The sequence below is a fragment of the Natronorubrum texcoconense genome, from assembly GCF_900100335.1.
GTDB classification, from domain to species: Archaea; Halobacteriota; Halobacteria; order Halobacteriales; family Natrialbaceae; genus Natronorubrum; species Natronorubrum texcoconense.
In genome coordinates this window covers 241723-268358 of sequence record NZ_FNFE01000006.1, presented here as the reverse complement: position 1 = coordinate 268358, position 26636 = coordinate 241723, and the positions used below count along the sequence as shown (strand labels likewise).

General features: G+C 64.6%; 26 protein-coding genes. 13 read left to right on the top strand and 13 right to left on the bottom strand.

Features of this window, described 5'->3' with window-relative positions:
* Positions 1-345: 345 nt before the first annotated feature.
* Positions 346-2496, bottom strand: coding sequence for a S8 family peptidase (locus BLT08_RS17910; RefSeq protein WP_090310683.1), 2151 nt, complete (start codon positions 2494-2496; stop codon positions 346-348).
* 318 nt (positions 2497-2814) lie between these two features.
* On the opposite strand from BLT08_RS17910, the gene BLT08_RS17905 reads away from it, so the two are divergent.
* The 5 genes from BLT08_RS17905 to BLT08_RS17885 all read left to right on the top strand — a co-directional run bounded on the left by BLT08_RS17905 (position 2815) and on the right by BLT08_RS17885 (position 9189).
* Positions 2815-3291, top strand: a complete 477-nt coding sequence (locus BLT08_RS17905; protein WP_090310681.1) for an NYN domain-containing protein — start codon at positions 2815-2817, stop codon at positions 3289-3291.
* A gap of 122 nt (positions 3292-3413) precedes the next feature.
* Positions 3414-6146, top strand: coding sequence for a PAS domain-containing protein (locus BLT08_RS17900; RefSeq protein ID WP_090310679.1), 2733 nt, complete (start codon positions 3414-3416; stop codon positions 6144-6146).
* 72 nt (positions 6147-6218) lie between these two features.
* On the top strand, positions 6219-7061 hold the full coding sequence (locus BLT08_RS17895) for a TatD family hydrolase (protein WP_090310677.1): 843 nt from the start codon (positions 6219-6221) through the stop codon (positions 7059-7061).
* 83 nt (positions 7062-7144) lie between these two features.
* On the top strand, positions 7145-7723 hold the full coding sequence (locus BLT08_RS17890; protein ID WP_090310675.1) for a DUF2150 family protein: 579 nt from the start codon (positions 7145-7147) through the stop codon (positions 7721-7723).
* 494 nt (positions 7724-8217) lie between these two features.
* Positions 8218-9189 carry a phosphoadenosine phosphosulfate reductase family protein gene (locus tag BLT08_RS17885; RefSeq protein ID WP_090310673.1) on the top strand — a complete coding sequence of 324 codons (972 nt, stop codon included), beginning with the start codon at positions 8218-8220 and terminating at the stop codon, positions 9187-9189.
* A gap of 115 nt (positions 9190-9304) precedes the next feature.
* Here the strand turns inward: BLT08_RS17885 and BLT08_RS17880 are convergent, their stop codons facing one another.
* From BLT08_RS17880 to BLT08_RS17870, 3 genes are all read right to left on the bottom strand, one after another.
* Entirely contained in the window at positions 9305-9496 is a 192-nt protein-coding gene (locus tag BLT08_RS17880) for a DUF7333 family protein (protein ID WP_090310671.1), read from the bottom strand.
* A gap of 85 nt (positions 9497-9581) precedes the next feature.
* Positions 9582-10352, bottom strand: coding sequence for a hypothetical protein (locus BLT08_RS17875; protein ID WP_090310669.1), 771 nt, complete (start codon positions 10350-10352; stop codon positions 9582-9584).
* Positions 10353-10466: 114 nt separating this feature from the next.
* On the bottom strand, positions 10467-11309 hold the full coding sequence (locus tag BLT08_RS17870) for an aldo/keto reductase (RefSeq protein ID WP_090310667.1): 843 nt from the start codon (positions 11307-11309) through the stop codon (positions 10467-10469).
* A gap of 207 nt (positions 11310-11516) precedes the next feature.
* Between BLT08_RS17870 and BLT08_RS17865 the strand changes: the two genes are divergently transcribed.
* Entirely contained in the window at positions 11517-12143 is a 627-nt protein-coding gene (locus tag BLT08_RS17865) for a trimeric intracellular cation channel family protein (protein WP_090310795.1), read from the top strand.
* 21 nt (positions 12144-12164) lie between these two features.
* Here the strand turns inward: BLT08_RS17865 and BLT08_RS17860 are convergent, their stop codons facing one another.
* From BLT08_RS17860 to BLT08_RS17845, 3 genes are all read right to left on the bottom strand, one after another.
* Positions 12165-13592 (bottom strand): amidase, encoded by a 1428-nt coding sequence (locus BLT08_RS17860; RefSeq protein ID WP_090310664.1) that lies wholly within the window; start codon positions 13590-13592, stop codon positions 12165-12167.
* A 95-nt stretch (positions 13593-13687) separates the two neighbouring features.
* A complete protein-coding gene (locus tag BLT08_RS17855; RefSeq protein ID WP_090310662.1) occupies positions 13688-15064 on the bottom strand; it encodes a geranylgeranyl reductase family protein in 1377 nt (458 codons plus the stop codon).
* 300 nt (positions 15065-15364) lie between these two features.
* Positions 15365-15826 carry a DUF2267 domain-containing protein gene (locus BLT08_RS17845; RefSeq protein WP_090310658.1) on the bottom strand — a complete coding sequence of 154 codons (462 nt, stop codon included), beginning with the start codon at positions 15824-15826 and terminating at the stop codon, positions 15365-15367.
* 236 nt (positions 15827-16062) lie between these two features.
* On the opposite strand from BLT08_RS17845, the gene BLT08_RS17835 reads away from it, so the two are divergent.
* Together BLT08_RS17835 and BLT08_RS17830 are read left to right on the top strand one after the other, a co-directional pair.
* Positions 16063-16251 (top strand): hypothetical protein, encoded by a 189-nt coding sequence (locus BLT08_RS17835; protein WP_090310654.1) that lies wholly within the window; start codon positions 16063-16065, stop codon positions 16249-16251.
* A 134-nt stretch (positions 16252-16385) separates the two neighbouring features.
* Complete coding sequence (locus tag BLT08_RS17830) at positions 16386-16862, top strand: cupredoxin domain-containing protein (protein ID WP_090310652.1); 477 nt, start codon at positions 16386-16388, stop codon at positions 16860-16862.
* Between the two features lie 36 nt (positions 16863-16898).
* On the opposite strand, the gene BLT08_RS17825 is transcribed toward BLT08_RS17830, so the two are convergent.
* Positions 16899-17342, bottom strand: coding sequence for a pyridoxamine 5'-phosphate oxidase family protein (locus tag BLT08_RS17825; RefSeq protein ID WP_090310650.1), 444 nt, complete (start codon positions 17340-17342; stop codon positions 16899-16901).
* 214 nt (positions 17343-17556) lie between these two features.
* On the opposite strand from BLT08_RS17825, the gene BLT08_RS17820 reads away from it, so the two are divergent.
* Positions 17557-18432: a universal stress protein gene (locus BLT08_RS17820; protein ID WP_175529372.1), complete on the top strand. Its 876-nt coding sequence runs from the start codon at positions 17557-17559 to the stop codon at positions 18430-18432.
* Between the two features lie 17 nt (positions 18433-18449).
* Here BLT08_RS17820 and BLT08_RS17815 read toward each other — a convergent pair whose 3' ends face one another.
* On the bottom strand, positions 18450-18866 hold the full coding sequence (locus tag BLT08_RS17815; protein ID WP_090310648.1) for a universal stress protein: 417 nt from the start codon (positions 18864-18866) through the stop codon (positions 18450-18452).
* A 168-nt stretch (positions 18867-19034) separates the two neighbouring features.
* Positions 19035-19775, bottom strand: a complete 741-nt coding sequence (locus tag BLT08_RS17810; protein WP_090310646.1) for a proteasome assembly chaperone family protein — start codon at positions 19773-19775, stop codon at positions 19035-19037.
* A 104-nt stretch (positions 19776-19879) separates the two neighbouring features.
* On the opposite strand from BLT08_RS17810, the gene BLT08_RS17805 reads away from it, so the two are divergent.
* The 3 genes from BLT08_RS17805 (at position 19880) to BLT08_RS17795 (ending at position 22444) form a co-directional block, all read left to right on the top strand.
* Complete coding sequence (locus BLT08_RS17805) at positions 19880-20791, top strand: RsmB/NOP family class I SAM-dependent RNA methyltransferase (RefSeq protein WP_090310645.1); 912 nt, start codon at positions 19880-19882, stop codon at positions 20789-20791.
* Positions 20788-21297, top strand: coding sequence for a DUF7122 family protein (locus BLT08_RS17800; RefSeq protein WP_090310643.1), 510 nt, complete (start codon positions 20788-20790; stop codon positions 21295-21297). Before BLT08_RS17805 ends, BLT08_RS17800 begins: the two co-directional genes overlap by 4 nt.
* 88 nt (positions 21298-21385) lie before the next feature.
* The gene (locus BLT08_RS17795; protein WP_090310641.1) at positions 21386-22444 is read left to right on the top strand and encodes a DUF7972 family membrane protein; all 1059 of its coding nucleotides are present in this window, start codon (positions 21386-21388) and stop codon (positions 22442-22444) included.
* Positions 22445-22575: 131 nt separating this feature from the next.
* On the opposite strand, the gene BLT08_RS17790 is transcribed toward BLT08_RS17795, so the two are convergent.
* The 3 genes from BLT08_RS17790 to BLT08_RS17780 form a co-directional block, all read right to left on the bottom strand.
* The gene (locus BLT08_RS17790) at positions 22576-23502 is read right to left on the bottom strand and encodes a ring-cleaving dioxygenase (protein ID WP_090310640.1); all 927 of its coding nucleotides are present in this window, start codon (positions 23500-23502) and stop codon (positions 22576-22578) included.
* Positions 23503-23589: 87 nt separating this feature from the next.
* Entirely contained in the window at positions 23590-24015 is a 426-nt protein-coding gene (locus BLT08_RS17785; RefSeq protein WP_090310638.1) for a response regulator, read from the bottom strand.
* Positions 24016-24200: 185 nt separating this feature from the next.
* Positions 24201-25745 (bottom strand): DUF790 family protein, encoded by a 1545-nt coding sequence (locus tag BLT08_RS17780; protein WP_090310636.1) that lies wholly within the window; start codon positions 25743-25745, stop codon positions 24201-24203.
* A 140-nt stretch (positions 25746-25885) separates the two neighbouring features.
* On the opposite strand from BLT08_RS17780, the gene BLT08_RS17775 reads away from it, so the two are divergent.
* Complete coding sequence (locus tag BLT08_RS17775; protein WP_090310635.1) at positions 25886-26458, top strand: diadenylate cyclase; 573 nt, start codon at positions 25886-25888, stop codon at positions 26456-26458.
* Positions 26459-26636 lie beyond the last annotated feature (178 nt).

Here is a 26636-nt window from a genome sequence, read left to right as displayed (position 1 = left end):
AAACGGGGTTTTTGCAGGCCAACTGACGGTTCGGACTCGTACGAGCCGGTCAGTAGAGGTGAGCACACATCGCTAGAGCCGATCAATCCACCCTGCGGTGGCGCGCGCTGGGTCGCGGCGAACGAATAGTGAGGCGCGAGCCGAAATTGCGCGAGGGATGAGTGAGCGAACTCGTGAGCGAGCGAATCGGCTGGGGAGGATGTGGCAATCACCGTTGCCAGCGAGAGCAGAACACTCGTCTTCAGCTCCCGTTGTCTACACTCGAGAGTTCACTACGCCTAGCGAGTGAACGACGACGCCCCGACACGAGACCGAACCCGCCGTGCCGGTGTCGCTACGACACAGTTATCGCCCCCGCTCGTCGATTCGAAGCTCGTACTCGCCGCTGTCGCTGTCGGTGTATACCTGCATTCTGAGGTCTCCGTCGCCCGAGAGCTCGAGTGACAGTTCCTCGGAAGCGCCCGACCCCGTCGACGATTCGTCGTGGATCCATCTGCTCGGCGGCAGACCGCCGATAGTCACGTAGAGGTCGAAGTCGGCGTCCGACGGTCCCTCGAGCGTGAGCGTCGCCGAACACGGGTCGTCCGTCTGCAGCGAGTACGTGTGCCGGTTGCCGTCGCCGGTCCAGCCGGCGTCGAGTTCGCCGTCGAAGCGTTCGCTCGCGGTTTCGTTGCCACACCTGGATTCTTCGTCGTCTTCGTCGGGTTCGTCTTCGTCAGGTTCGTCACCGTCGGGTTCGTCTTCGTCAGGTTCGTCACCGTTGGGTTCGTCCTCGTCAGGTTCGTCTTCATCAGGCTCGTCCTCGTCAGGTTCGTCTTCATCAGGCTCGTCCTCGTCAGGGTCACCACCGGTTTCGTCGATGACCTCCTCAGGGGTCAGTTCCTCCCTGTCGAGTTCGACCCACATCACGTCGGGCTGGTCAATATCGATCGACGTCACGGGGCCGTCGACGTAGAACGCATCGCCGTATCCGCCGCCGGTGATTCCGCCGGCGCGGACCGTCTCACCCTCTTCGTCGATGAAATCTTCGGCCGTGTACGTTCCGCCCTCAATGTTCCTGCCGGACGGGCTGTCGTACGGCGCGTCGGCGAACTCGACGGTACCCTCGACCGTGAACTCGTAGCGCGCGGTGTCGGCGTCGGGCTCGGTGACGAACGCGAGCAGGCGACCCGCCGCGTCGTCCTGTTCGTCGTCGTCCGATTCGTCGTCTTCCTCGCCGTCGCGCTCGTCACCGTCGTAGCCGTCGGGAACGGTGGTTACCGCCTCGCCGGCGTCGACACGACCGTGACCCTGCGCGTTCGAGGAGAGGCCGACGTCGACGGCCGTCGACTGCAGGTGCTCGCGCAACTCGGTACCCGACAGCCCCGGATAAGCCGACAGCACCAGCCCGGCGACGCCGGCGACGACCGGTGCCGCCATCGACGTGCCCGACATTCGAGTGTAGCGGTTCCAGGGAATCGCCGAGATGAGACGGGTACCGGGCGCCGCGAGGTCGATCTGTGATCCTCTGTTTGAGAACGATGCGAGCGAATTGTTGGCCGTGAGCGCCGAGACGGCGACGACGTCGTCGTAGGCCGCCGGGTACGCGACGCCGTACGACCCCGAATTGCCGGCGGCCGCGACGACCAGCACGTCGTTGTCGACGGCGTACCGACAGGCCCGACGGAGCGTTCGATGGTTGCTCGAGGAGCCCAGCGAGAGGTTGACGATATCCGCGCCGACGTCGACCGACCACTGGACCGCGTCGGCGATGTCGGAGAGCGAGCCCCGACCCTGCCGATTGAGCGCTCGAGCGGAGAGCAACGAACAGTTGCTGATCCCGGCGTGGCCGGTGCCGTTGTTCGTTCCGCCGCCGGCGATGCCCCCGACGTGGGTCCCGTGTTGTTCGTCGCCGGCGATCGGGTACGGATCGCTGCCGCCGCTGACGAACTCGCGTCCGTAGTTCGAGACGCTATCGTCCATATTCTCCTCGAGCACCGGGTGATCGTACTGGATACCCTGGTCGACGATGGAGATCGTGACGTCGCCGCTCCCGTAGGTCGTCTCCCACGCCGTCTCGCAGTTGACCTGCTGGGGTGCGTGCTGGGAGCCGTAGTGGGGATCGTTGGGCGCGCTGAGCGCCTCGAGCGTCGCGTTCTCTTCTGCGTACTCGATCCGATCGATGTTCGTGAGCGTGTCGATGAGTGAGTCGCGAGTCGACTCCGGCGTTTCTTCCGGGAGAGAGATGATCGCGTAGTGGATCGTCTCGTTCGTGTGCTCGATCCACGCGTCGCCGGGGATCTGCGGTCCGATTTCGTTCTCGATGTCCGACACCGACGGCGAGATACCGATGATGAGTTCGTCCTTCTTCGGACCCGGGTTGCGACCCGGCGTCGCGCTCGCCAGCCCGCTCGAGCCGATCAGTCCGCCTGCGGCGACCGTCCCCGTTCCGGTTAAGAATCGCCGCCGATTGTACGTCGTATTCGAGCCGTCGTCCGCCGAATCGTCTTGTGTCATCCGCTGACAGTCATCAAACACTGAAATTAGTAAAATCTTACCGAACGGAAACTTTGTTTATTCAACATTGTATACGAGTGAACGTATCAGCACAGAAGATAATTGGTAGATAAACGATGAATGTATGCAGTTGGCCGTTTATGCGGCCGGAAGGCATCGAAACAACACATCTGGCGTTGTTTTCGAGCTGACACTGATGTCACGGATTCGGCCACGACAGCGGATCGGTAGCGGGAGCGTCTCACCCGTCGGTCGGAAGCGTTCGGAGCGCCGTCTCGTTCCGTCACACCTATTTCGTGGCCCCGGAAACGCTCGAGCATGTTCGACCGCGTTCGCGCCCGTCTTGCCCGCCTCGCGGGACCCGACCCCGAACTCGAGACCGAGCCGACGGTGGGCCTGCTCGTCGACGGGCCGAACGTCCTGCGGGACGAGTTCGACGTCGACCTGAACGATCTTCGCGACGTCGCCCGCGATCTCGGGCACGTCGGCGTAATCCGCCTCTATCTCGACGAGCACGCCACGCCGGGTCTCATTCAGGCCGCCGAGGCCCGCGGCTTCGAAGTGATCATCACCAGCGGCGACGTCGACGTCAAACTCGCCGTCGACGCGACCGCGTTGTGCAGCGAGGGAACCATCGACCGGCTAGCGATCGCCTCCCGAGATACGGACTTCAAACCCGCCCTCGAGTACGCGGGGACCGTCGGCGTCGAAACGATCGCCGTCGCACCCGGGTCACACGGCCGCTCGGACGCGCTGCAGAACGCGGCCGACGAGGCGATTACGCTCGGCAGCTGACGGCCGATTCGCTCGAGTTACCCGTCCGATCCGTGACGTGGATCGTCGGCGAAAGACGACGGTTTGCGGCGAGGGTGTTCAAGAGTAACGCTTACACTGATCCCATCACTATCGCTGGTAGCATGGATACGTCGGCGACCGATGAGGTGCTCCAAGTGCGGATCCACCAGCAGGAAGTCGTCGCTGACCTCGGACAGAAGGCGTTGGAACTCGACGACCTCGACGAACTGATGCACGCCGCGTCGGTCGCCGTCGCCAAGACGCTAGGCGTCGAGTACTGCAAGGTTCTCGAACTCTTCCCCGGCGGGGACGAGGTGCTCCTCCGAAACGGCGTCGGCTGGCGGGAGGGGCTCGTCGGATCGGCGACGGTTCCGACCGATCTGGACTCGCAGGCGGGCTACACGCTCATCTCGAGAGAGCCCGTCGTCGTCGACGACCTACGGACGGAGGAGCGCTTTTCGGGACCGGAGCTGTTACACGATCACGACGTCGTCAGCGGGATCAGCGTCGTCATCGGCTCCGTCGAGGAGCCGTGGGGTATCCTCGGGGCGCACACGACCGAGTCTCGGGAGTTCACCGAACACGACGCGAACTTCGTCCAGAGCGTCGCGAACGTCCTCGCGTCGGCCGTCGAAAACGAGCGCGCACAGAACGAACTCGAGGAGATGTACGGCCGAATCTCGGACGCCTTCTTTTCGCTCGACGAGGAGTGGAACTTCTCGTACCTGAACACGTCGGCACACGACCTCATCAATCCGAGCGGTCGCGAACTCGTCGGGACGAACATCTGGGAGGCGTTTCCAGACGCGGTCGGGCGGAAATTCGAATCGAAGTACCGGCACGCGATGGACCGACAGGAGACCGTCGCCTTCGAGGAGTACTATCCGGATCCCATCGACGCCTGGTTCGAGGTGCGAGCGTATCCGTCCGAAACCGGGCTCTCGGTGTACTTCCGAGACATCACCGATCGAAAGGTTCGGGAACGCAAACTCCGCCAGAGCGAACGGCGCTACCGCACCCTCGCCGAGCAGTTCCCGGACGGGATCGTCACGATGTTCGACGACGACCTCCGCTACACGCTGGCGGCGGGGAAGGCGTTCGAGGAGCTGCCCGTCGACCCCGACGACCTCGAGGGGAACCGCGTTCGAGCCGTTTGGGAGGGCGAGTTCGGCGACTCGGCGGAAACGATCTGTCGGGCCGCACTCGAGGGCGACGAACGGACGGCCGAACTCGAGTACGCCGGTCGAACGTGGCAGATTCACGTCGTTCCAGTCACCGACGGTCGGGGTGCGGTGTTCGCCGGCATCGCGATCGCACGGGACGTCACCGACCGGCGTGCGCGGGAACGGGATCTGCGCGAAACGAAAGCGCGGCTGGAGGCGGCGACGGAAGCCGGTGCGGTCGGGACCTGGGTGTGGGACCTCGCCGAGGACCGGATGGTCACGGACGCGACGTTCGCCGACCTGTTCGGCGTCGATCCCGAGGCGGCAGGCGATGGCGTCGACGACGAGGAGATCATGTCGTCGATCCACGCCGCCGACCGCGAGCGGATCGACGAGGCCGTCGAAGAGGCGATCGAGACCGGCGGCAGCTACGAGGCGGAGTACCGGGTCCGAAACGCCGACGGCGACGTTCGGTGGGTCGTCTCCCGCGGCCACGTCGAGTGCGACGCCGAGGACGACCCCGAGACGTTCCTCGGTGCCGTCACTGACATCACGGACCGAAAGCGAGCCGAGCGATCCCTACAGGACCACAGAGACCAGTTCGAGACGCTGTTCGAGGTGTTGCCCGTCGGCGTCGAGGTCGCGGACGCGGACGGTCGGCTCCTCGAGGTGAACGAAACGGCGATCGACATCTGGGGAGAGGGACCGCCCGAAACGGATGCCATCGAGGACTACGCCCGGCATTCGGGACGCTGGGCCGACACCGGCGAGCCGGTCGCCGACGACGAGTGGGCGATGTTCAGGGTCCTCGAGGGCGAGGAACTCACGGAGCCCCACGTTTACGAACTCGAGAATGGGAACGGCGATCAACGAATCGTGCTGGCCCACGGGATGCCGGTCAGAGACGAGTCGGGGTCGGTCCGTCGGGGCGTCGTCACGCTCACCGATGTCACCGAGCGACGCGAGTACCAGCGCCGACTTGAGGAGACGGTCGCCAAACTCGAGGACTCGAACCAGCGTCTCGAGCAGTTCGCCTACGCGGCCAGTCACGATCTCCAGGAGCCGTTACGGATGGTCTCGAGCTACCTCCAGTTGCTCGAAAAACGGTACAGTGACGAGTTCGATTCGGACGCCGAGGAGTTCCTCGCGTTCGCCGTCGACGGCGCGGACCGCATGCGGGAGATGATCCAGGGATTGTTGGCGTACTCGCGGGTCGAGACGCGGGGCGACCCGTTCGAGCCGGTCGACCTCGAGTCTGTCGTGACGTCGGCCCGCGAGCAACTCCGGCTCCAGATCGAGGAGGAAGGAGCGGCGATCGCCGTCGAATCGTTGCCCCAGGTTCAGGGCGACGCCGGACAGTTGCGACAGGTCTTCCAGAACCTGTTGAGTAACGCGCTGACCTACAGCGGGGACGAATCGCCGCGAGTGCACGTCTCGGCGGAACGGGCGGGTACGGAGTGGATCGTTTCGGTTCACGACGAGGGAATCGGCATCGAACCCGGCGAGCAGAATCGCATCTTCGAGGTGTTCGAGCGCCTCCACGCTCGCGACGAGTATCAGGGAACGGGGATCGGGCTCGCGCTGTGTCAGCGGATCGTCGAACGCCACGGCGGGACGATCTGGGTCGACTCCGAGCCCGGCGAGGGCTCGACGTTCTCGGTGACGCTTCCAGCGGCGCGCTCCGAGACGTAGTCGTCGGTTCCGGTCGCTTCGGTTCGAAGCGAAGCCGGAGATTTTTCCCGCGCGGGCCGCCCACCGTCGCCTATGATCGACGACGAGACGCCGGTACTGGACAACCACCTCCACCTCGATCCGGACAATCACCGCGGCATCGACGCCGTCCGGGACTTCGCTCACAAGGGCGGCACGCACCTGCTCGTAGTGAACAAGCCCTCCTGGCACCTCGGCGTCGAGGCCGAGACGGGCGAGGACTTTCGGGACGTCTTCGAGCGAACCATCGAGATCGTCGCGGCGGCGAGCGAGGAACTCGAGGGGCGAGCCTGGCCCGTGCTGGGGGTTCATCCCGGCCTCGTCTCGCGGCTGGTCGACGACCGCGGATTCGGTCCCGAAGAGGCGCGCGACCTGATGCAAGCGGGAATCGACGTCGCGGCCGAGTACGTTGAGGCCGGCGACGCGCTGGCGCTGAAGTCCGGTCGTCCGCACTACGACGTCGAGGACGCCGTCTGGGACGCCTCGAACGCGGTGATGCGGCGGGCGTTCGAGCGCGCCGCCGATCTCGAGTGTGCCGTCCAGCTTCACACCGAAGCCAGCGAGGATCTGACCGAGGTGGCGGAGTGGGCCGAGGAGGCGGGACTCCCGCGCCACAACGTCGTCAAACACTACGCAGGCGGCCGACTCGCGGGACCGATCCCGAGCGTGATGTGCGAGAAAGACGCACTCGAGACGGCCGCCGAACGGGGCGAGCCGTTCCTGATGGAGACCGACTACATCGACGATCCGGACCGGCCCGGGGCCGTTCTGGGACCGAAGACGGTCCCGCGACGCGTGCGGTGGTTGCTCGAGAACGGTCACGAGAGTGCAGTCAGAAACGCACACGTCGAGACACCGGAACTCGTGTACGGAATCGACACGGAAGGGACTCTCTAACCGGCATAGGCCGTCCGTACGGCTTCGTTCGGTTCGGCATACAGTAGAGAAAGGCATTTCAAGCGGCCGGTGTAGGTGTCTGTATGAGCAATCCCCCGACCGAGTTCTACTCGGAGGAACGCTGGCAGAACTGGATCGACCGAATCAAAGACGAAGAGATCGATCCGGAGGACGAAGACTCGGCCCGACTCCTGCTCAACCTGCAGGACGACACGGCGATCGCGATCGCGAAGATCGTCGCCGCCTACGACGACGGGGATATCGAACAGGAGGAAGCGCTCGAGGAGATCAACAAGGTCCGCGAAATCGTCCTCAGCGAGGTCGATATCGAAGACGAGGAGAAACTGATCCTCGTCGACGGCGTTCAGACGAGTCTCGTCTGCGTCTTCTTCGCCGCCGAGGAGTTCATCGCCGGCGGCCCACCGGAAGAGGGAAGCGTGGGCGACTATCTCGGCGCCGCGGCCGACGCCGAGGCCGACGAGGAACTCGACGCCGCGCTCGGCTACGCCGCACAGGCCGGGACCCTCATCATCGACGGCGAAGCGCTGGATATGGGCGTCGCGGAGGATCTCGAGTACGGACTCGTCACGGAGTGGATCAACGGACTCGACAGCCTCCAGAGCGCGATGAGCGATCCGGAAGTCGTCGAAGAAGACGAGTAGCGACGTCAGTCCCGTCGTTCGAGTGAGCAGTCGGCCTCCGACGACCGGGGCATTCCGAACTGGGGATTCGATCGCCGTTCGGCGACCGCGATTCTTCGGGCCGTTCGTTCCGTCCAGCGACTGATACGGCCTGGTTCTGGTTCGAGCGAGTGGGAGTTCCTCGAGCATCTCTCGGTACATTTTCGATTTTGGTACTGTCAATATTGGCCGCATATTGTCGCCGGAGATAGCTCCCTCCCCCGCCGCCGGACTGGCCGTATTGTGACCGATGCACACGGGGAGAGTGGCCGATTTCACCCCTTCGAGCGGCGACGTTTGGGGCACAGAAGTGGCAGTACAGGGTCCTTTGGTCCCGAATGCCGACGACTATCCCGACATCAGTCTATCCGAAACGCGCACGCGACTACCGGCGCCGGCCGCTCGTCTCAGGTCCCGTCAGACGTTTCCGGTCCCCCAAAGGGTTTAAATGTGGTAATTATATCTCATTACACGATATGACGTCAAACTTCCCCGACTACGTCGACGTCGATTACGAGGATGGTGAGGGCGAAGATCCCGAGGACTATCCACACGTTCAGGATCGAATCGAGAAGGCCATCGAGGTTACCCGGACGGGCCTCGAGGAGTACGAAAACCCCGCCGTGATGTGGACCGGCGGCAAGGACTCGACGCTCACGCTGTACTTCATCAAGGAGGTCGCGGAGCGCTTCGACCTCGAAGTCCCGCCCGCGGTCTTCATCGACCACTACCAGCACTTCGACGAGATCCACGACTTCGTCGACCACTGGGCCGACGAGTGGGACCTCGAAGTCATCTACGCGCGCAACGATAACGTCGGCGAGTACGTCGACGAACACGGCCTCGAGCCCGGCGACGAAATCGAAATCGCCGAACTCTCCGACCACAACCAGCACCACGTTCGCGAGATCCTCGAGTACGAGGAAGACGAGTTCCCGTTCCTGCTCGACACCTACGTCGGGAACCATCTGCTGAAGACGGTCGCGCTCAACGACGCCTTGGAGGAGTACGACATCGACGGCGTCATCAGCGGCGTCCGCTGGGACGAACAGGAGGCCCGCGCCGACGAGACGTTCTTCTCGCCGCGTCACGACCCCGACATCTACCCGCCCCACGACCGTATCCAACCCATCCTGCAGTTCGACGAGGCCGCGGTGTGGGAGGCGTTCTGGAACTTCGTGGTTCCGGACACGGTCGAGAACTTCCCGGACGACGGTTACGTCCCACAGAGCGACGACGACCTCCCCGAGGGCGTCGACCAGGAGGACATTCCGATCTCGCCGAAGTACTTCGCCGGCTTCCGCTCGCTGGGCAGCGAGATCTCGACGGAAAAGAGCGAAGAGGAGCCTGCCTGGCTGCAGGACCTCGAGGGGACGACCGAGCGCGCGGGCCGCGCCCAGGACAAAGAGGACCTGATGGAGCGCCTGCGCGACCTCGGTTACATGTGATCGCGGTCGACAGCCGCTAACCGCCGCCGTCTCGATTTCTTTCGTTTGCTCTCCGTTTCGGACCGACTCACGACTCGAGCGGTCGCGCTCCGCTCGACGGCGAAAAATCGTGACCTCAGTTCGTCGCGCGGTACTCGCCGAACTTGACGCCGATCCCGAGCATGATCGCGCCGAAGACGATCATCGACGGTGCGACCATCATCAGAATCGTTTCGGTCACCATCATATCCGAGGCGATCATGCCGCCGACCCCGATAGCGATCAGGCCGATGAACGCGACTGCTGTCGTGACTTCGTTGAACTCCATAGCCGATCGTTAGCAGTCCATCACCTAATCGTATCGGAAATCGGAAGTCCGTTTGCGGTCGTGGAAAACGAGCGTTCGACCGACGCTACTGCGAGGGCCGGACCAGATTCGCGAGCGCGACGAGGGTTCCGAGGAACCAGCCCAGCGGAATCGAGATGCCGAGCCACATCGCCGCGTAGGCAGCCCCCTCGAGTTGGTAGTTCCCGCGCAGATACTCGTTCAGCCCGCCGACGAAGAGAACGTTGTCGAGCGCCCACGCCGCGAACTCGTAGCTTGGGTCGAGGATGTAGGGATGGAGCGACGGCGTCACGAGGGCGGCGACGACGGGCGGGAGGAACAGCGCCGTCATCGCGAACGGGTACGCGAGGACGACCGTCACGATACGTCCGCCGACTTTCGAAAACGTCGCGGCGAGTGCGGTCGAGAGCGTCGCGACGCCGCTCGCGGCGGCGACGGCGAGCACGGCGTCGAGCGGAATGTCGGCCTGATCCATGTAGGACATTGCTCCCCAGACGGCCGTCAGCAGTCCCCAGCCGAGCAGCGCGACGCCAGTGACGCCGACGATGCCGAATCGGGTGCGCGTCGAGTCGAGTTTCGCCGCGTAGAAGCGGGTTGCGAGTCCGATAACGGTGAGCGGGTAGAGGAGCAGTAAGCCGAACAGTCCGAGAATGCTCCAGCTGTGGTAGCCGACCTTCTGGGGGAGCGTTTCGGGTTTCCACTTCCCCATGACGGAGTGGCCGCGGCCACGTTGCCGTGGAAAGACGAGCTCCATCCAGGCACCGTGTAACCGCTGTACGTCGGTCCGGATTGCACCGACGACCCCACCACCGCCACGTTGTCGTGAGCGGGTGGACATACGCGTGCCAAAAAGCCGGGCTACCGTAAACTTTCCTGCTTATTCCCGATCGAAGACAGGTCATAAATCGTACGTCGGTCGTACCCACAGCCCTCAGTTACCGGCGAGCGGCCGTTAGTTCCACGGCGCGAAGTCGGGATCGACCTCGCGACTCGTCTCGTCGATACTGTCGATTCGCTCGATATCTTCGCGATCCAACTCGAGCGTCAGCGACGCCCAGTTGTCGCGGATGTGCTCCTCGCCCGTCGCTTTCGGAATCGCCGTTACGCCCTTCTCGCGCAGCCAGGCCAGGCTGACCTGGGCCTCGCTGACGTCGTGTTTCTCGGCGACCGCCTGGATTTCGGGCTGATCGAACACCGCTCCGCGGGCGATGGGCGAGTAGGCGACGACCTCGACGCCGGCGTTCTCGCAGGCCTCCCGAAGCTCCGGCTGGGGGAGCATCGGGTGCAGTTCGACCTGATTCGCCAGAATCGGCGCGTCGCAGCTGTCGACGGCTTCCGCGACCTGCTCCGGCAGGAAGTTGCTGATACCGACGCTCTCGATGAGTCCCTCGTCGTAGAGTTCCGAGAACGCCGAGAGCGTCTCCTCGCCCTCGTACGCTCGAGCCGGCCAGTGGACGTACAGCAGGTCGACGTAGTCGACGCCGAGTCGATCGATGCTCTCGCGGGCGGTATCGAGGACGTCGTCGGGTGCGAGGTTCGACGCCCAGATCTTGGTCGCGAGGAAGACCTCCTCGCGATCGACGTCGGCCCGTGCGATCCCGTCGCCGACGGCCTCCTCGTTGTCGTAGATCTGTGCGGTGTCGATGTGGCGGTAGCCCATCTCCAGCGCCGTCCGGACGCTCTCAGCGCACTGTTCCGGGTCGTCGTTCTGCCAGGTCCCGAGTCCGAGCATCGGCATTCCGTTCGCGGTTGGACACGTTTCCGGCGCGACGGTGTCGGCGTCTTCTGTTCCCATGTGCGAGACGAGGGTCAGGACGCGAAAATGGGTTTGGATTGCGGTGAGCGGTTCGGGTTCCGACGCGACTCCCGCAGTCGTTCCGCTCGACTGCGCCGAACCGCCGATACGAACGGGGGTTCGTAGCGCTCAAGGCAGTCGCTCGAGTGAGTGTAACCAGTGGTTCAGGCACTCGAAACCGTCCTGTTCGCCGATCCGTTCGTCGTGATGAACGCGATCGGACTCGTCGCGTTCGCGCTCGTCGGTTCGAGCAAGGCGATCCGCGAGTCGTTCGACCTGTTCGGGATCGCCGTCGTCGGACTCGCCACGGCGTTCGCCGGCGGCGTCACCCGCGACCTCCTGGTCAACCGCGTCCCGCTCGCGCTCAGCGATCCGAACGAGATTGCCTTGGGCCTGTTCGGTGTCGGGCTGGCGATCGGCCTGTCGATCGCACTCGAGTCGCCGGACGATCACCCGATCACGCTCGTCTCGGACGCCGTCGGCCTCGCGGCCTTCGCGACGGCTGGCGCGATCGTAGCGACCGAGGCCGGCGTCTCGAGTTTCGGCGTCGTCGCCATCGCGACGATCAACGCGGTCGGCGGCGGGGCGATCGCGGATATCCTGCTGGATCGGACGCCGTTCATCCTCTTCGAAGATTTCTACGCGAGCTGTGCCGTGCTGGGCGGTGCGACCTACTGGCTCGTTCTGGCTATCGGCCTCTCCGGAAGCGTAGCCGCAGCGGCGTGCGCAGCCGTCACGGTCGGGACGCGACTCGCAGCGGTCACCTACGGCTGGACGCTCCCGACGGCACAGACGCTCCGGCCGGTGCGCGAGAAGTTCGACAGAGATCGGTGAGCGGCCGGAACGTCAGGCTGCTCACCAGTCGTACGGGGACTTCCAGGGCCGTTCGCGCTCGAGTGCGGCGCTCGCCGCCAGCACCCGATCGTCCTCGAATCGGGAACCGACCAGCTGTAGACCGACGGGGTGGCCCGCCTCCGTCAGCCCCGCCGGCGCGGCGGCGACCGGATGCCCCGTCCAGTTGAACGGCCAGGTCAGCGGCCAGTCCCACGCGCTCGACTCGAGGTCCTCCTCCAGCCCGACGTCGGCCCGCGAGAGCGTCGGCGTCACGATGAGGGCGTACGCCGCGAGGACGTCCTGCACGGCGTCGAAAAAGCCCGTGCGAACGACCCCCGAGCGGGCGAGCTCCTCGGGGCCGAAGTCCTCGCCGATGTGGATCATCGCGAGCAGGCTGTCGGTGACTTCGTCGGGGTGATCGCGGAAGTCGACCCCGTGTGCCTCCTCGACGATGGTCGCGGTCTCGAGGATCGAGGTCATGTACGTCGCCATCGTCGCCTCCTGTAGCTCGGCCATCGAGTAGCCGTGGTCGATCGAAACTTCGTCGACGGTCGCGCCCGCCGACTCGAGCGCGCCGACGGCGTCCTCGACGACCGCCTCGACTTCCTCGGCGACCGGAAACGCGTCCAGATCCGGGCTGTAGGCGATTCGATAGTCGTCGATCGGTTTCTCGACGGCGCTTCGGTAGTCGATATCGACGGGAACACTCGAGGGGTCCGCCGAGTGCGGGCCAGCCATCGCCTCGAGCATCGCCGCGGCGTCCTCGACGGTACGGGCCATGGGACCCTTCGTGACGTGCTGGGTCGTCCGGCCGAACGCGCTCGGCCGGCCGTCGTCGGGAACCAGCCCGAACGTCGGCTTGATCGCGTAGATACCACACGCTGCGGCCGGGATCCGCAGCGAGCCGCCCGCGTCGCTGCCCGTCGCGAGCGGGGCCATTCCCGCCGCGAGGGCCGCCGCGGAGCCGCCCGAGGAGCCGCCGGCGTTGAGATCGGTGTCGATCGGCGACGCCGTCGGTCCCGCGAGTTCGTTGGTCGTCGTCCCCTTGTGGCCGAACTCCGGCGTGTTCGTCTTGCCGATTACGATCGCACCCGCGTCCTCGAGTCGCTCGACGATCGCCGACGTCTCGTCTGCGACGTTGTCCGAAAAGAGTGCCGAGCCGTACGTGTGGCGAACACCTTCTTTGAGCGCACCGAGATCCTTCAGCGCCAGCGGGACGCCGTGGAGCGGCCCGACGTCCTCGTCGGATTCAACTGCGTGGTCGGCTTCTTCCGCGGCTGCCCGGGCTTCGTCCGGGCAGACGGTGACGAAGGCGTTGATCTCGTCGTCCAGTCGCTCGATTCGATCGAGGTGTACCTCGACGGCCTCCCTCGCGGTCACGTCGCCGTTTCGAATTCGGGTCGACAATTCGGTCGCGGAGAGCCGCGTGAGTTCCGACTCGAGTGACATACCGCTAGCAGCGGTCCGCGGCGTGATATAAGTTAACCTGGCTCCGATCAGTGGTCGGTTCGGCAGGCGTTGGCGAGCGGTCCACGAGTCGATTGCTAGTACTTCGGATCGGCACCCGTGATGTCGTAGACGCGATCCATCACCGAGTCCCGTTCCTTCTGCCAGGCCGCGAACTGGTCGGGGCCGTCGGGATAGCTGTCGTAGACGTCCTTGAGCGAGCCGGCCGCGTTCTGGACCTTGTAGAGATCGTAGAGGGTGTCCCAGTGGCCGAACGTCTTCACGAGGGTCTTGAGCTTGAGTCCGAGGCTCATGTTGGTGGTCCCCTTCTTGCCGATGGCGTCGACGAGTTGCTGGCCGGGGAGCGCCGTGACCATCGAGACCAGATCCTCCTGTTCGCGGGCGGTGCCGAAGATGTTGTACAGGTCCATCGCGGCGAAGCGCTTGCCGAAGTTTGTCTGGACGCGGCGGTTGTACTCCCAGAGCGCGGCTTCGCTCACGTCGCCGTCCTCGATGGCTTCGACGGCGATCTCCGCGGCCCAGTGACCCGCCTTCGCGGCCCCGGGGATCCCCCCGCCGGTACAGGGGTTGACGTGCGCCGCGGCGTCGCCGACGGCCACGTAGCCGGGGTGGACGGCCGAGTCGTAGGGTCGTCGCGTCGGCAGGGCCGCGCCGAGTTTGTTCTTCACCGTCGCGCCCGCGAACTCCGCGCGGTTCGCGATGTCGTCTTTGAGGACGTCGACGAGTTCCAGGGGCTGCTGGCTCATCTGGAAGCCCAGGCCCGCGTTGATCTCCGTCGGCGAGCGCGGGAAGTACCAGAGGTATCCCAGTTCCTCGGTCGGCTTGAAGACGAGCGCGTCGTCCCAGTCGACCGGTTCGGGCACCTCGAGCACCTCGCGATACGCCGAACAGAACTGCGAGTAGTTGACGTTCGTGTCGAACGTCGACCCCGAGAGATCGGTTTTGTCCTGCAAGACCGAAAGCGCGCCCGCCGCGTCGACGACGACGTCGGCCCGGTACTCGAGGTGGTCGCCGTCTCGAATCGCCGTCACGCCCTCGACCTGCCCGTTCGGCTGGATCACGTCGTTGACGACCGTATCGTAGTGCAACTCGACGCCGGCGCGATCGGTCTCCTCGAGCAACACCTGTCCGTACCGGAAGCGGTCGACGACCGCGCCCGTCTCGTCGAACGGAATTTCGAGCGAGTCGCCCGACTGGGGGTTCTCGAAGATGCCGCGCGTGATCCCTTCGTTGGTGAACGACTCCTCCCTGAGTCGGTCGCGGTCGACGACGTCGGGGAACGTGCTCTTGCCTTTGATCCCGTCCCCGCAGGCGATGTAGCCGCCCTCGTCCTCGCACTTTCGCTCGAGGAGAACGACGTCGAGTCCCGCTCGAGCGGCGGTCGCCGCGGCGAAACAGCCACCTGTCCCGCCACCGACGACGACCATGTCGTACGATACCGACTTCGTTGTCATTGTTATTCGCTCGAATGAGTTCGGGAATTAAAAATACGTGGGAAGTGTTTTGACGCCGTCACGAGGACGGAACCTGTCCGTCACATCCTGCCGTACCGCCGGCCGCTCGCGACGATCCTGCGTTACACGGCGAGAGACGAGGTCCAGCCAGTGCGAACGCTCGTCGAATTCGATCGTCCGGACGGTTCGTTCCTCGTCCGGAAGGAGTGTACGGTACCGAATATCACGCTTTTGTCGATCTCCGTCGAGCGATCGCTCGCCGCGACGTCGGGATCGAACCCAGCTGGTCCGAGTTCGCTCTCAGCCGCCTTCCGGTTGTGGTCCGCCGCCCGTCTGCGCTTCCTCGGCGTCACCCCAGCCGCCGGCGTCGACGACTTCGAACAGCTTTTGCCAGTTCTCGTCGCGACGGTCCTCCGGAAGCTGGTCGCGAAGTTGCTGGAAGTCGGACGGCGGCACCAGCGTGCGGACGAGATCGACGATGACTCGAGCGTGGTAGGCCGCGACCGGCGGGTCAGCACCCTCGATCTCGCTCACTCGAGAGACGAACTCGTTCCAGTCGAACCGCTGGCCGTGCTCGTGGACGGCGCCGGTCATGTACCAGCGGATCTCCATCGGAAGTGAGGCCGCGAGATCCTCGGCGGCTCCCTCCGGAATTCGTTGCCCCAGCGTCAGGAGCGTCGCTCGAATCGCTCGAACAGTTTCGCCCGTTCCGGGTAACTCGAGACGGTGTTGGACCTCTCCGGTGAATTCGTCGAAGTTCATGGCGGTCGAAAATCGCACGCCGCTCAACGATATAAAACCCCGACCTCGAACCGGCATCGTCCCGTTCGGCTGCTATCGGCTGTCGTTTCGGCGCTCGTCTGGTCTCGAACCGACTCGACGAACCGGAAGAAGCCACAGCCCGCTCGTCGACCACCGGTGTCGACCGTCCAGCGATCGATAGACGACCAGTGCGATACTGCTGTGGGTATTTATCCGGCCTCGTGGGAGGTGGCGGTATGGACCCAGTAGCAGAGCGACGGTGTCACGTCTTGATCGGCGTCTCACTGGTGTTACTGACGATCGGTATCGGGTACGACTTCGTCGTCGGAACGAAACTGGCGGATTTTCTGGTGATCGTTTCGGGGCTCTTCATCGGCTGGGTGGCCTTTTTCTACTGTCTCGGAAACACCTCGATGTGGGGCTAGTCGGTCCGACAGCGTATCCGCGCATCCAACGGCGTGATCGCGTCGATGTGTCGGGCCGGACGAAACGGTCGCGAGAGCGCGACATTCGCTTTGCTCGGTAACAGCCGTTTATAATCCGATCTGGTGTCGGTTCAATGATGAACGAACCAGTATTTCGTCGCACAGTGATACGCCTGAGCGGAGCGGTCGGTATCGCGGCTCTCGCGGGTTGTGGCGGACCGGGAGACGAAGAGGACGAAGCACAGCCAGAAGACGAAACCGAGGATGCAGGAGAGTGGGAAGGCGTGGACGAGTTCCGGTTCGAGGGACGTACACAGGCCTGGACCGGCGTCGAACCGGGGTTCCTCGCCGGCGAGGAGAACCCGACGATCACGCTAATCGACGGCAACGAGTACGACTTCACGTGGGAGAACGCGGACGGCGTCACGCACAACCTCGAGATCCGAGACGAGGACGACAACATCGTCGACGACTATCAGAGCGAAGACCTGAGCGACGAGGGGGAGGAGACGACCGTCGAGGGCGTAATCGCCTCGGAGGAGATGGTCGTCTACATTTGTGCGTACCACGAGGCGACGCAGGTCGGCGACATCGAAGTGCAGACGGAGTAGCGCCGCGTTTCGAACGCTAATCGTCGGTAATATCGCTCACTCGCTGACGCTCTTTCGTCCCGTCAGCGTCTCCGGAACGAGCCGGAAGTCTCGAAACGAGATCTCTTCGCGCGGACGGTCGAACACGTCGACCGTCGGGATTCGAACCGCCCACATTCCCTGAACGGCGGCCGACTCGTCCGGGGCGTCAGCCAACTCCTCGAGCGGACCGGTGGCGACGACGCTGCGCCAGCCGTCGTCGGTCTCGTCGAACACGACGAACGATACCGGCCTGTCGATCACGTCGCTCTTCGAACTGTTCGGCGGAAACGAGAGCCGGAAGTAAAAGTCCCCGGCGTCGGCGTAGTATCCATACGATACGGGGAGGGAAGCGGGCGGCGCGCCTTCGTCGGACCCGAACGAGATGACTCCGACACCGCCGGTGCCCAGAAACGCGTCTCGTTCGTCCGCCGTCAGTTGAACCCAGCGTAACCCTGTCATAGCGAGTCGCTACAACGCGGACGATAAAAAACCTCGAACGCGTCGGATCGACAGTCGTTCTCGATCCACTGAATCGAGTTCGACGACTGGAACTATCGAGCCCGGTCACCGGCATCTCGGCGCGCCTGACGACGAGTTCGGCGTCGCTCGAAACCGATCGAGTTCGGTGAACGTGTGAACGGTTTTGATAGGTGTCCGCGTCGAACGAGCGCGTATGTTCGCAAACGTGCTCGTTCCAACGGACGGCAGCGACGGTGCAGAAGCGACGATCGGTCACGCAATCGATCTCGCGAGGACGTACGAGGCGGCCGTTCACGCGCTCTACGTCGTCCCCACCGGCGCGGAGCCGCCCGGACTCGACTCAGACGACCGCGAGGAGTTCTACGCTCCGTCCGAGCGACGAGGACGCGAGGCGACGATTCGGGTCACCGATCGTGCCGAACAGGACGGGCTAACCGCTTCCAGAGCCGTCCACGAGGGCGTTCCCCACCGAACGATCCTCGAATACGTCGACGAGCACGACGTCGACATCGTCGTGATGGGTACCCACGGCCGAACCGGGGCCGACCGCGTTCGTCTCGGGAGTACCACCGAGCGCGTACTCACGCTCGCGGATGTTCCCATATTGTCGGTCCGCCTGACGGACGACGAGGCCCCTGCCTCGACTGGCGGCCAGTACGAACGGCTGGTGATCCCGACAGACGGAAGCGACGCCGCCGATCGCGCGGCGGAGACCGCCCTCGACCTTGCCGAAGCGTACGACGCGACCGTCGACGTCGTCTACGTCGTCGATTCCACGACGTACGACTTCGATGACGCGCCCCGGAGTATCGTCGGGCTACTCAAAGAGGGTGGTCGGAACGCGACGGAAGCAGTCGCCGACGCGGCGCGCGAGCGAGACCTCGACGTTCGGACCGTCGTCCGCCGCGGCGTCCCCGCCGAAGAGTTGCTCGAGTACGCCGCCGACGTCGAGGCCGATCTCGTCGCGATGGGGACGCGCGGCCGAACCGTCGGAACCGGTCGTCTACTGGGGAGTACTACGGCTCGCGTCGTTCGGCGCTCGTCGATACCGGTGTTGACGGTCAACTGAGTGCGACGACCGACCGATCATCGAACGACCGTCACGGGAACCGATGCGCGACGGACGACCCGCTCGGCGACGCTGCCCAACAGGACGCGCGAGACCCCCGACCGCCCGTGGCTGCCGAGGACGATCTGGTCGACGTCGTTCTCCGTCGCGAACTCGACGATACTGCGGACGGGCGTCCCGAGGAGGATCTCCGTCGTCACCGACGCGTCGCGCTCGTCGGCGAACTCTCGGGCCGCGTCGAGGAACGTTTCGGCGCGTTCCGTCTCGAGTTTGATAAGCCGCTGGTAGTCGTACGACATTTCGCCGCGGTACATCGTTAGTGCCGGATCGATCACGTGCAACAGCGTTACGTTGGCGTCCGGAAACGTCGTGATAGCGTGTTCGAGCGCCGCTCGCGCGGGTTCGGAGCCGTCGGTCGGAACCAGAACGTGCATACCTGTACCAACGACGAACGACGCTATATAACCAAACGCCGCCTCGAATCGGCGAGCAGCCGTCGGGCGTCTGTCCGAGGAAAACGATCGTGAACAGTGACACGAACGCCCCGACGACGGGTCCGGTGAGCGATAGTCCTCGCGGTATCGCCTAAGACGTGAGTGACGTCACTGGTACATCCGCAGCGGCTGGGCCTGCGAGCTCTCTTCCTGTCCGATCTGTTGCATCTGCTGGGCGAACTGCTCGCGTTTCTCCGTGATCTCTTCGGCGCGGTCGAGGAGGTCCTGGACGTCGATCTCGAGGTCGGCGATCGGCGCGATCCCCTCCTCGAGAAGGACGCTCGCCGCTTCGGGGTCGGGGAACTGCGGACTCGACTCGACGACCAGGCCGACGCTGTCGAGATCGCGGTGTGCGGCGCGGTTGATGAGCGCCCCCGTCGGCCCGGTGATGACGCCGTCTTCGGGCGGGACCGGAATATCGTGGGTCTCGAGCGTCTCGCCGGCGTCGCCGGTCGCGATACCGTAGATATCCGGCCGCTCCTCTCGCTCCGACGGCAGTCCGCTGAGATAGATCGGCGTCGCCTCCTGAGCGGCGATCCACTTCGTCACACAGTCGGCGACGGTGCCGACGGCCTCGGACCTGATCGGCGCGTCGCTCTGGAGTGCGAACAGATCGTGCTCTTCGCTGACGTAGATCCGTACCGGCGGGCGAGCCGTCCGGTCGCCGCCGCGATAGACGCCGATTCGTGGCAGTCCCTCGCAGTCGACGCCCGCGTAATAGCGCATGTCGAGTTCGCGGACGAGGTGGTCGGTCGCGATCTTACCGACGAGACCCAGCCCGGGAAACCCTTCGATCAGCGTCGGTTCTTCGAGATCGGCCGCGGAATCCTGTAAACAGATCTGTGCCATGTGTGAGTGCACTGCTGGCGGCGGCTTAAAATCGAGGGCGTCCGTCTCGACCGGCTCCGGGCGCTTCGAAACCCACAAACGCGGGGCGTCCGAATTCCGGGCTAATGGAGCCATTCGAGCGGTATCGACCCATCGTCGACGATTTCGAGGCGTTTCTCGCGGCCTGCGAGCGACCGCTCGGCAACGCCGTGCGCGTTAACACCATCAAGGCGTCCGTCGAGCGAACGCTCGAGACCCTAGACGAGGACGGCGTCGCGTACGAACAGGCGGACTGGAACCCGCGAGTGTTGCGGCTCGAGACCGATTCACCGGGGTCGACGTGGACCTCGTTCCACGGCTTTACCCACGGCCAGGAGGAGGTGTCGGCGGTGCCGCCGGTCGTCCTCGATCCCCAACCCGGCGAGCGGGTCTGGGACTGCTGTGCCGCGCCGGGCGGCAAGGCGACCCAGATCGCGGCGCTGATGGACGACCGCGGGACCGTCGTCGCGAACGACAACAACCTCGGTCGGATCTCGGCCCTGCGATTCAACGCGGAGCGACTCGGGGCGACGAATCTGGCCGTGACGGTCGACGACGCGCGCAACTACTCGCTGAAGCGGTTTCCATTCGACGAGTTCGATCGAACGCTGGTCGACGCGCCGTGTTCCTGCGAGGGGACGATCCGAAAGAATCCCGACGCGCTCGACAACTGGTCGGAGGGTCACATCTCCTCGATCGCGGGCATTCAGAAGGGCATCCTGCGACGAGCGATCCAGGCCACCCGCGAGGGCGGCACGGTCGTCTACTCGACGTGTACCTTCGCCCCCGAGGAGAACGAGGCCGTCGTTCAGCACGCCCTCGAGGCGGAATCCTGTCGCGTCGTCGATTTCGATATCGGACTCGAGCACTCGCCGGGACTCACGGAGTGGAAGGACGAAACCTTCGACGAGAGTCTCGAGCGAGCGATCAGGATCTACCCGCACCAGAACGACACGGGCGGCTTTTTCGTCGCGAAACTGGAGGTGACCGCAGAATGACCGAGCAGAACGACGGCCAGCGATTCGATCGACTCCCCGAAACGCCCGACGAACGGACCGTCGAGGGCCGAGCCAGTCGCGAGGAGGTCGTCGACTACTTCGCGGATCGGTTCGCCATTCCGCCGGAGACGTTCGACGACTACACGTTCTGGGAGAAAGGCGCCGGCAAGATCTGGATCTACGCCGGGGAGGCGGAGACGCCGCTCGAGATCGAGGCCATCGGGATGACCTGCCTGCGAACCCGGCAGGAACACTGGAAGCCGACGACGGACTTCGCCCAGCGGTTCGGCCGCGAGGCCACGGAGTGCGTGATCGAGTTGGACCGCGAGCAGGCGCGCGCGTTCGCGACGGGCGAGGATCAGGAACTCGAGTGGTGGGACGGCGATTGGGGCTACCTCATCGGAGCCCATCGAATAGCCGGCGAACTCGAGCCGCTCGGCGTCGGCCTCTACGTCCACGGCGAACTGCGTTCGATGGTGCCGAAGGGACGTCAACGGGAGTTGTAGCGGACCAACCGGTGATATGCCGGCAGCGTCGTTTTGCCGCTGGCTACGTAGTATCGAGAACACGTGCAACGTACCGCGAGTGATCACGATGGGCGGTGAGGACGTCGTCGACGATGCGGATCCGCCGTCCGCCTCGCTGGACGATACGTCCGTCTTCGCACGCCTCAACGCCGAGGAGTTCGTCCGCTGGACGTTCCTCTACGGTGACCGCCGCGTCATCTCCGGACTCCTACTGCTCGCGGTGTTCGCCGCCTCGCTGTTGCTCATTCGTGGCGGGCTGATCACGCCCGCCGAGGCCGGCGACATCACGGCCATCAGCGCGGCGCTCGTTGGCGGGATGCTCCCCTTTATCACCGTCGTCCTCGCGATCAACCAGCTCATTCTCTCCGAGGAGTTCGGCTCGACCGGCGCCTTCTTCGAGCGACTCGAGGAGACTCGCGAGTACCGAAAACGGATCGAAGACCACACCGGCTATCGCCCCACGCCGGCCGAGCCGTCGTCGTTTCTTCGCGTCCTGATCGAATCGAAGCGACGGACTGCGCGGGGGTTGCAGACCATCTGTCACGACGGGCCGGACGATCTCAAGTCGCGGGTCGACGCGTTCGTCTCGCAGACCGATCCGCGGGATCGGGACGCGATCGAGACGCTCGAGGGAGCCACGTTCGGCTCGTTCACCGTCATCTCCGTCATCTTGCACTACAACGATCCCTGGCAGCTACAGATCGTTCGCCAGCTTCGGGAGGGCCATCGCGACGACCTCTCGGAAGCCGCTGACGGACAACTCGAGCGGCTCGAGGAACTGCTCGGCGACATCCACATCGCTCGACAGTACTTCAAGACGGTGTACATGCAACAGGAGCTCGCCGACCTGTCGAAGATCCTGCTGTACGTCGGCTTTCCGACGCTGCTGGGCGGCGCGTTCGTCATCGTCTCCTACGGAAACCTGCTGGCGATGGGGCTTCACCCGTACGTCTACGTATTGGTCGTGAGCGCGACGGTGACGGCCCTGTTCAGCCCCTTCGCCGTCCTGCTCGTCTACGTCCTTCGGATCGCGACCATCGCCCGGCGGACGGCCGCGGACTTCGGTCCGTTCGTGCTGCAACAGGAGCTTCCACAGGAGGAGACCGAGATCATGGAGTCGTCGTGAGCCGGCGCTGACGAGCACGCGATCGGCCGGACGATCAGCTCCGACCGATCGGAAGTCGGGAAGTCGGAGGATCAGCTGTCGACAAATCGAGAGTCGGACATTCAGCCGTCGACAGGCCGAAAATCGGCCGATTAGGGGGACAGTGCCGGCAAGCCGGCTTCGATCTCCTCGCGTCTGTCCTCGAGCCACTCGGTGAGGACGAGCCGCTCACCTAACTCGTCGAGTTCTTCGTCGACCGTGTACCCCGGTTCGGCGGTCGCGAACTCGAAGAGTACGCCGCCGTGTTCGCGGGCGTAGACCGACTCGAACCACTTGCGATCGATGATCTCGGTCGGGCGGAGCCCTCGGTCCATCAGGAGCCGACGCCAGTCGGGTTGATCGTCGCTGGTGACTCGGAACGCGACGTGGTGGACGGTTCCCGCGCCAGGGATTCCGCGGGGCGCCTGCGGATCCTCGAGCACGTCGACGACGTATCCCAGTTCACCAGCGGATTCGTAGCGGTATCGGCTCCCGTCGCGGTCGGTCTGACGATACCCCATCTCTTTCAGAAGCTCGCCGGTGGCGTCGCCGCTGGTCAGGGAAAGCGTGACGCCGAAGAAGCCGCGAATCGCGTGGGCGTGAGGAACCGGGCTCTCGGGAAGGTTCGCCGACGGCGCGTCCTCGCGAGCGACCAGCTCCAGGGGAAGTCCGTCGGGATCGGTAAACGGCAGAACGGTGTCGCCGAATCGCTCGCGGGGTTCCTCGAGGTCGACGTCGGCGTCTGCGAGTCGGTCGCGCCAGTAGTCGATCGAGCCGGTGGGGACGAGAAACGAGACGGCGCTGGCCTGGCCTGAACCGACTTGCCCGGGTCGGGCATCGGTGTAGGGGAAGAAGGTCATACTCGTCCCCGGCGTTCCCTCGTGGTCCGCGTAGAACAGGTGGTAGACCGAGACGTCGTCCTGATTGACGCTCCGCTTGACGAGTCGCAAACCGAGCGTCTCCGTGTAGAACTCGTAATTCCCTCGCGGATCGCTCGCGATCGCGGTGACGTGGTGGATGCCGGGCGTGTCGTCGGGCATACTCGTCTCTACACCGCCTGCAGGGATAATGCTGGGGCCGACTGAGAGTTCGAACGGTCAGAACGTGTGATACCAGGAATCGCCAGATCAGGCCGGGGCCGGGGGCAGTGTCGCCTCCTCGAACCAGAACGCTTCGACCGCTTTTCCCAGTTTGGTGAACTCGTCGGGGTTGCTCGGCTTTGTGAGATACGCGTTCGCACAGAGTCTGTAGCTCCGGGCGATATCCTCTTCGGCCTTCGAACTCGTCAGGACGAGCACCGGCGGCGCGGTCAGCTCGTCGTCGTTCTTGATCTCCGCTAAGACCTCGAATCCGCTAATTCGCGGAAGATTCAGATCGAGCAGCGCGAGGTCGAGTTCGGTGGTCGAACCGGATCGCTGTCGCTCGCGAAGTAACTCGAGGGCCGCATCGCCGTCGTGAACCGTATGGAACGTCGTTTCGACGTCCGCCTCACGGAACGCCTCCTCTATGAGGCGGACGTCGCCGGGATTGTCCTCGACGAGCAGGATATGCATGGGTTCGGTTGAGCGAGAATCCTTCACAAGTCGTGCACATACGGACGTTGACACCTAAACAGGTTAAGGCTACCCACTAATATCGTTGGGACGACACCCGCTCTCACGAGCGGGAATCGGCGGGTGTGGGAAATCCGACTACTCTCTATCGATAGAATAACTGTTCGGCATCACGCCGGCTCACGCTACCGTTCGACCAGCGTCCCACCCGCCAGCCCCTCCCACTCGACGCGGTAGCCGAGCGCCGAGAGGAGCGCGCTCGAGTCGGTGATCCCGACGTCCTCGAGCGCGTCCTCGGCCTCCGCGAGATCCATTCCGCTCTCGAGATCGGCGGCGAGCGAGTCGAGGACCGCCGGGCGAACGAGCGTCCGGCCGACTCGCTGGTGCTCGGGCGTCGAAACGTCGACGAGCGCGTCCTCGCTCACGCCGTGGTCCCGAGCGAGGGTCTCGAGCGGGACGACATCCGCGTCGGGCCGCAGTTCGTCGGGCAGCGCGGCAGCGCTTTCGGCGACGAGTTGACGTTCGTACTCCCGGAGGACGTCGGCGACGTCCTTGACACGGACGGTGTTGCTGTAGGGGATCGCTCGAAAGTCCCGAGCAGCGATCTCTTCGCCGACGCCCAGCGATTCGTCGACCGCCACGAGCAGTTCGACGTCCTCGAGTTCCTCGAGTTGAGAGAGCTTCTTCGCGACGTACTCGGGCGTCCAGAAGCCCATGATCTCGAAGTAGACGCGGAAATCCCCGTGCTCGTAGTCGAAGGCAAAGTCCGGGATCATCACTCGAGTGCCGGTCGCGAGCGGTGCCGGTTCCCGTACGAGGTCCCACTCGAGACCCAGATTCGAGAACCGAGCGGCGAAGTCGGCCTCGACGCCGCTGTCGAAGGAGACCTCGGCGACCGGATCTGCGTCGGGGACGCGAACGGGATCCTCGTGAGACAGCGCGAGCGTACGTTCGGTCCTCCGATCGTCGACGGTCGCCTCGAGGTGCCACTCGTCGGCTTTCGCGACGGTTCGCAGGAGTCGCGCGAAACGGGTGCCGTACCGGCGAGTCGCTCGGAAGAGCCGTGTGGGTCCGGTGACGATCACCTCGCGTTCGACGATAGTTCCGGACCCGTCGTCGCCGTCGCTCGTCCCCTCGCTTTCGAGTCGCCGAATCTCGTACATCAGTCGCAGCCGTTTGATCGCCGAGATCAGTGCCTTCGGATCGCTCGAGCGCACGCGAATCTCGGTCGCATCGAACAGCGCCGTCTGGGCCAACGAGAGGTTGTACTGCGCGACGAGGCCGTCGGGATCCCACGGCGAATCGAGTTCGGTCAGAAGCTGTCGTTCCTCGAGGTCGGCATAGAGCGCCGACTCGAGGTCGTCCGCCGAGATTCCGAGCGACTCGCCGGCGCGAACGAGCGCCATCGCTCGCTCGTCTTCGGTGACGACGCCGACGGCTTCGGCGGCCTCGAACGCCGCCTTTCGGGCGCGTTCGGGTTCGAGTACTGCATGCGTCTCGAACGTCGCTTCGCGCTCGAGCAGCGCAGAAAAGCCGCGGACGAGTTTGAAGTCCTCGGCGTCGCGCTCGAGGTCGGTGAGCGAGTCCTCGAGCGCCGAGCGAGGTTCGCCGACGTGGCCCTGATAGGTCCCGATAACGCGGGCGGCCAGCGGTCGGTGCTCCCGGTCGGCGAACTGGGGGTGGTAGCCGCCGCCGGCCCGCGAGACGCGCAGCAGGTCCTTCGTCAGCATCCGTCTCGGTATCGGCGCGGCCCGCTCAAAAGTCGCTCGCTCGCCGGCGACCTGCGCCGCGCGGACGTTCGTCGGGTATCCGCGGCGGTCCGCCCCCGTTCAGGCAGCGACATTACGGGGACCCGGGACGTACGAACGGTATGGACGACGACCTCCGGATCGCCTACGAGGACCACGAGGGCGTCCAGGAGTTGATCGACTGTCTCACCCACACGCTCGAATCGATCAGCCTGAGCTTCGACCGCTGGGGCGAGCAGTACGTCAAGGGGCCCGGAATGTACGTCGCGGTCGTTACGGGTCCCTCGGTCGCGGAGTTCGCGGATCCGATGGGCCGTAACCGGTGGCCGACGGACCGCTGTCGTGACGTCTGTCTGGACCTCCAGAACTTCTTCGAGACGGCTCGAGAGATCGCGATGAACCGAGACGGAGCGCTCGTCGTCAGCGTCGACGGGGTCGTCCAGGAGCAGATGGTCCGGTTTACGGATCTCCTGCCGAGCGAACTCGAGACCGTCGACCAAGCCGGAGCCGAGTACGAGGACTGGATGGGATCGCGCCACATGAGCGCGCTGGATACCTCGCGGCGACAAAACGTGATTTCGACGCTGACGCTGAGCGAGGAGACCGGCCGCGTCACGAGTTTCGAAAGTGGGTCGTTCGAGACCAGCAAGCGGACGGAACTCGGTGGGGAGTGGAATCCACATGCGTACTCGTGACGCGGCGGGGCGATTCGAGCAGGCTACCGACGCTGCTGAATCGATCGGAACAGTGTTCGATACTGAACAGTGAATTCTGACTGGAATTACTCTTTTCTCGATCCGCGTCGAATGAGTAGTATCGCCCGATCGAACGGAGTCGACCAGTAGCAGATTGAATCTCAACAGGTTCTTTGAC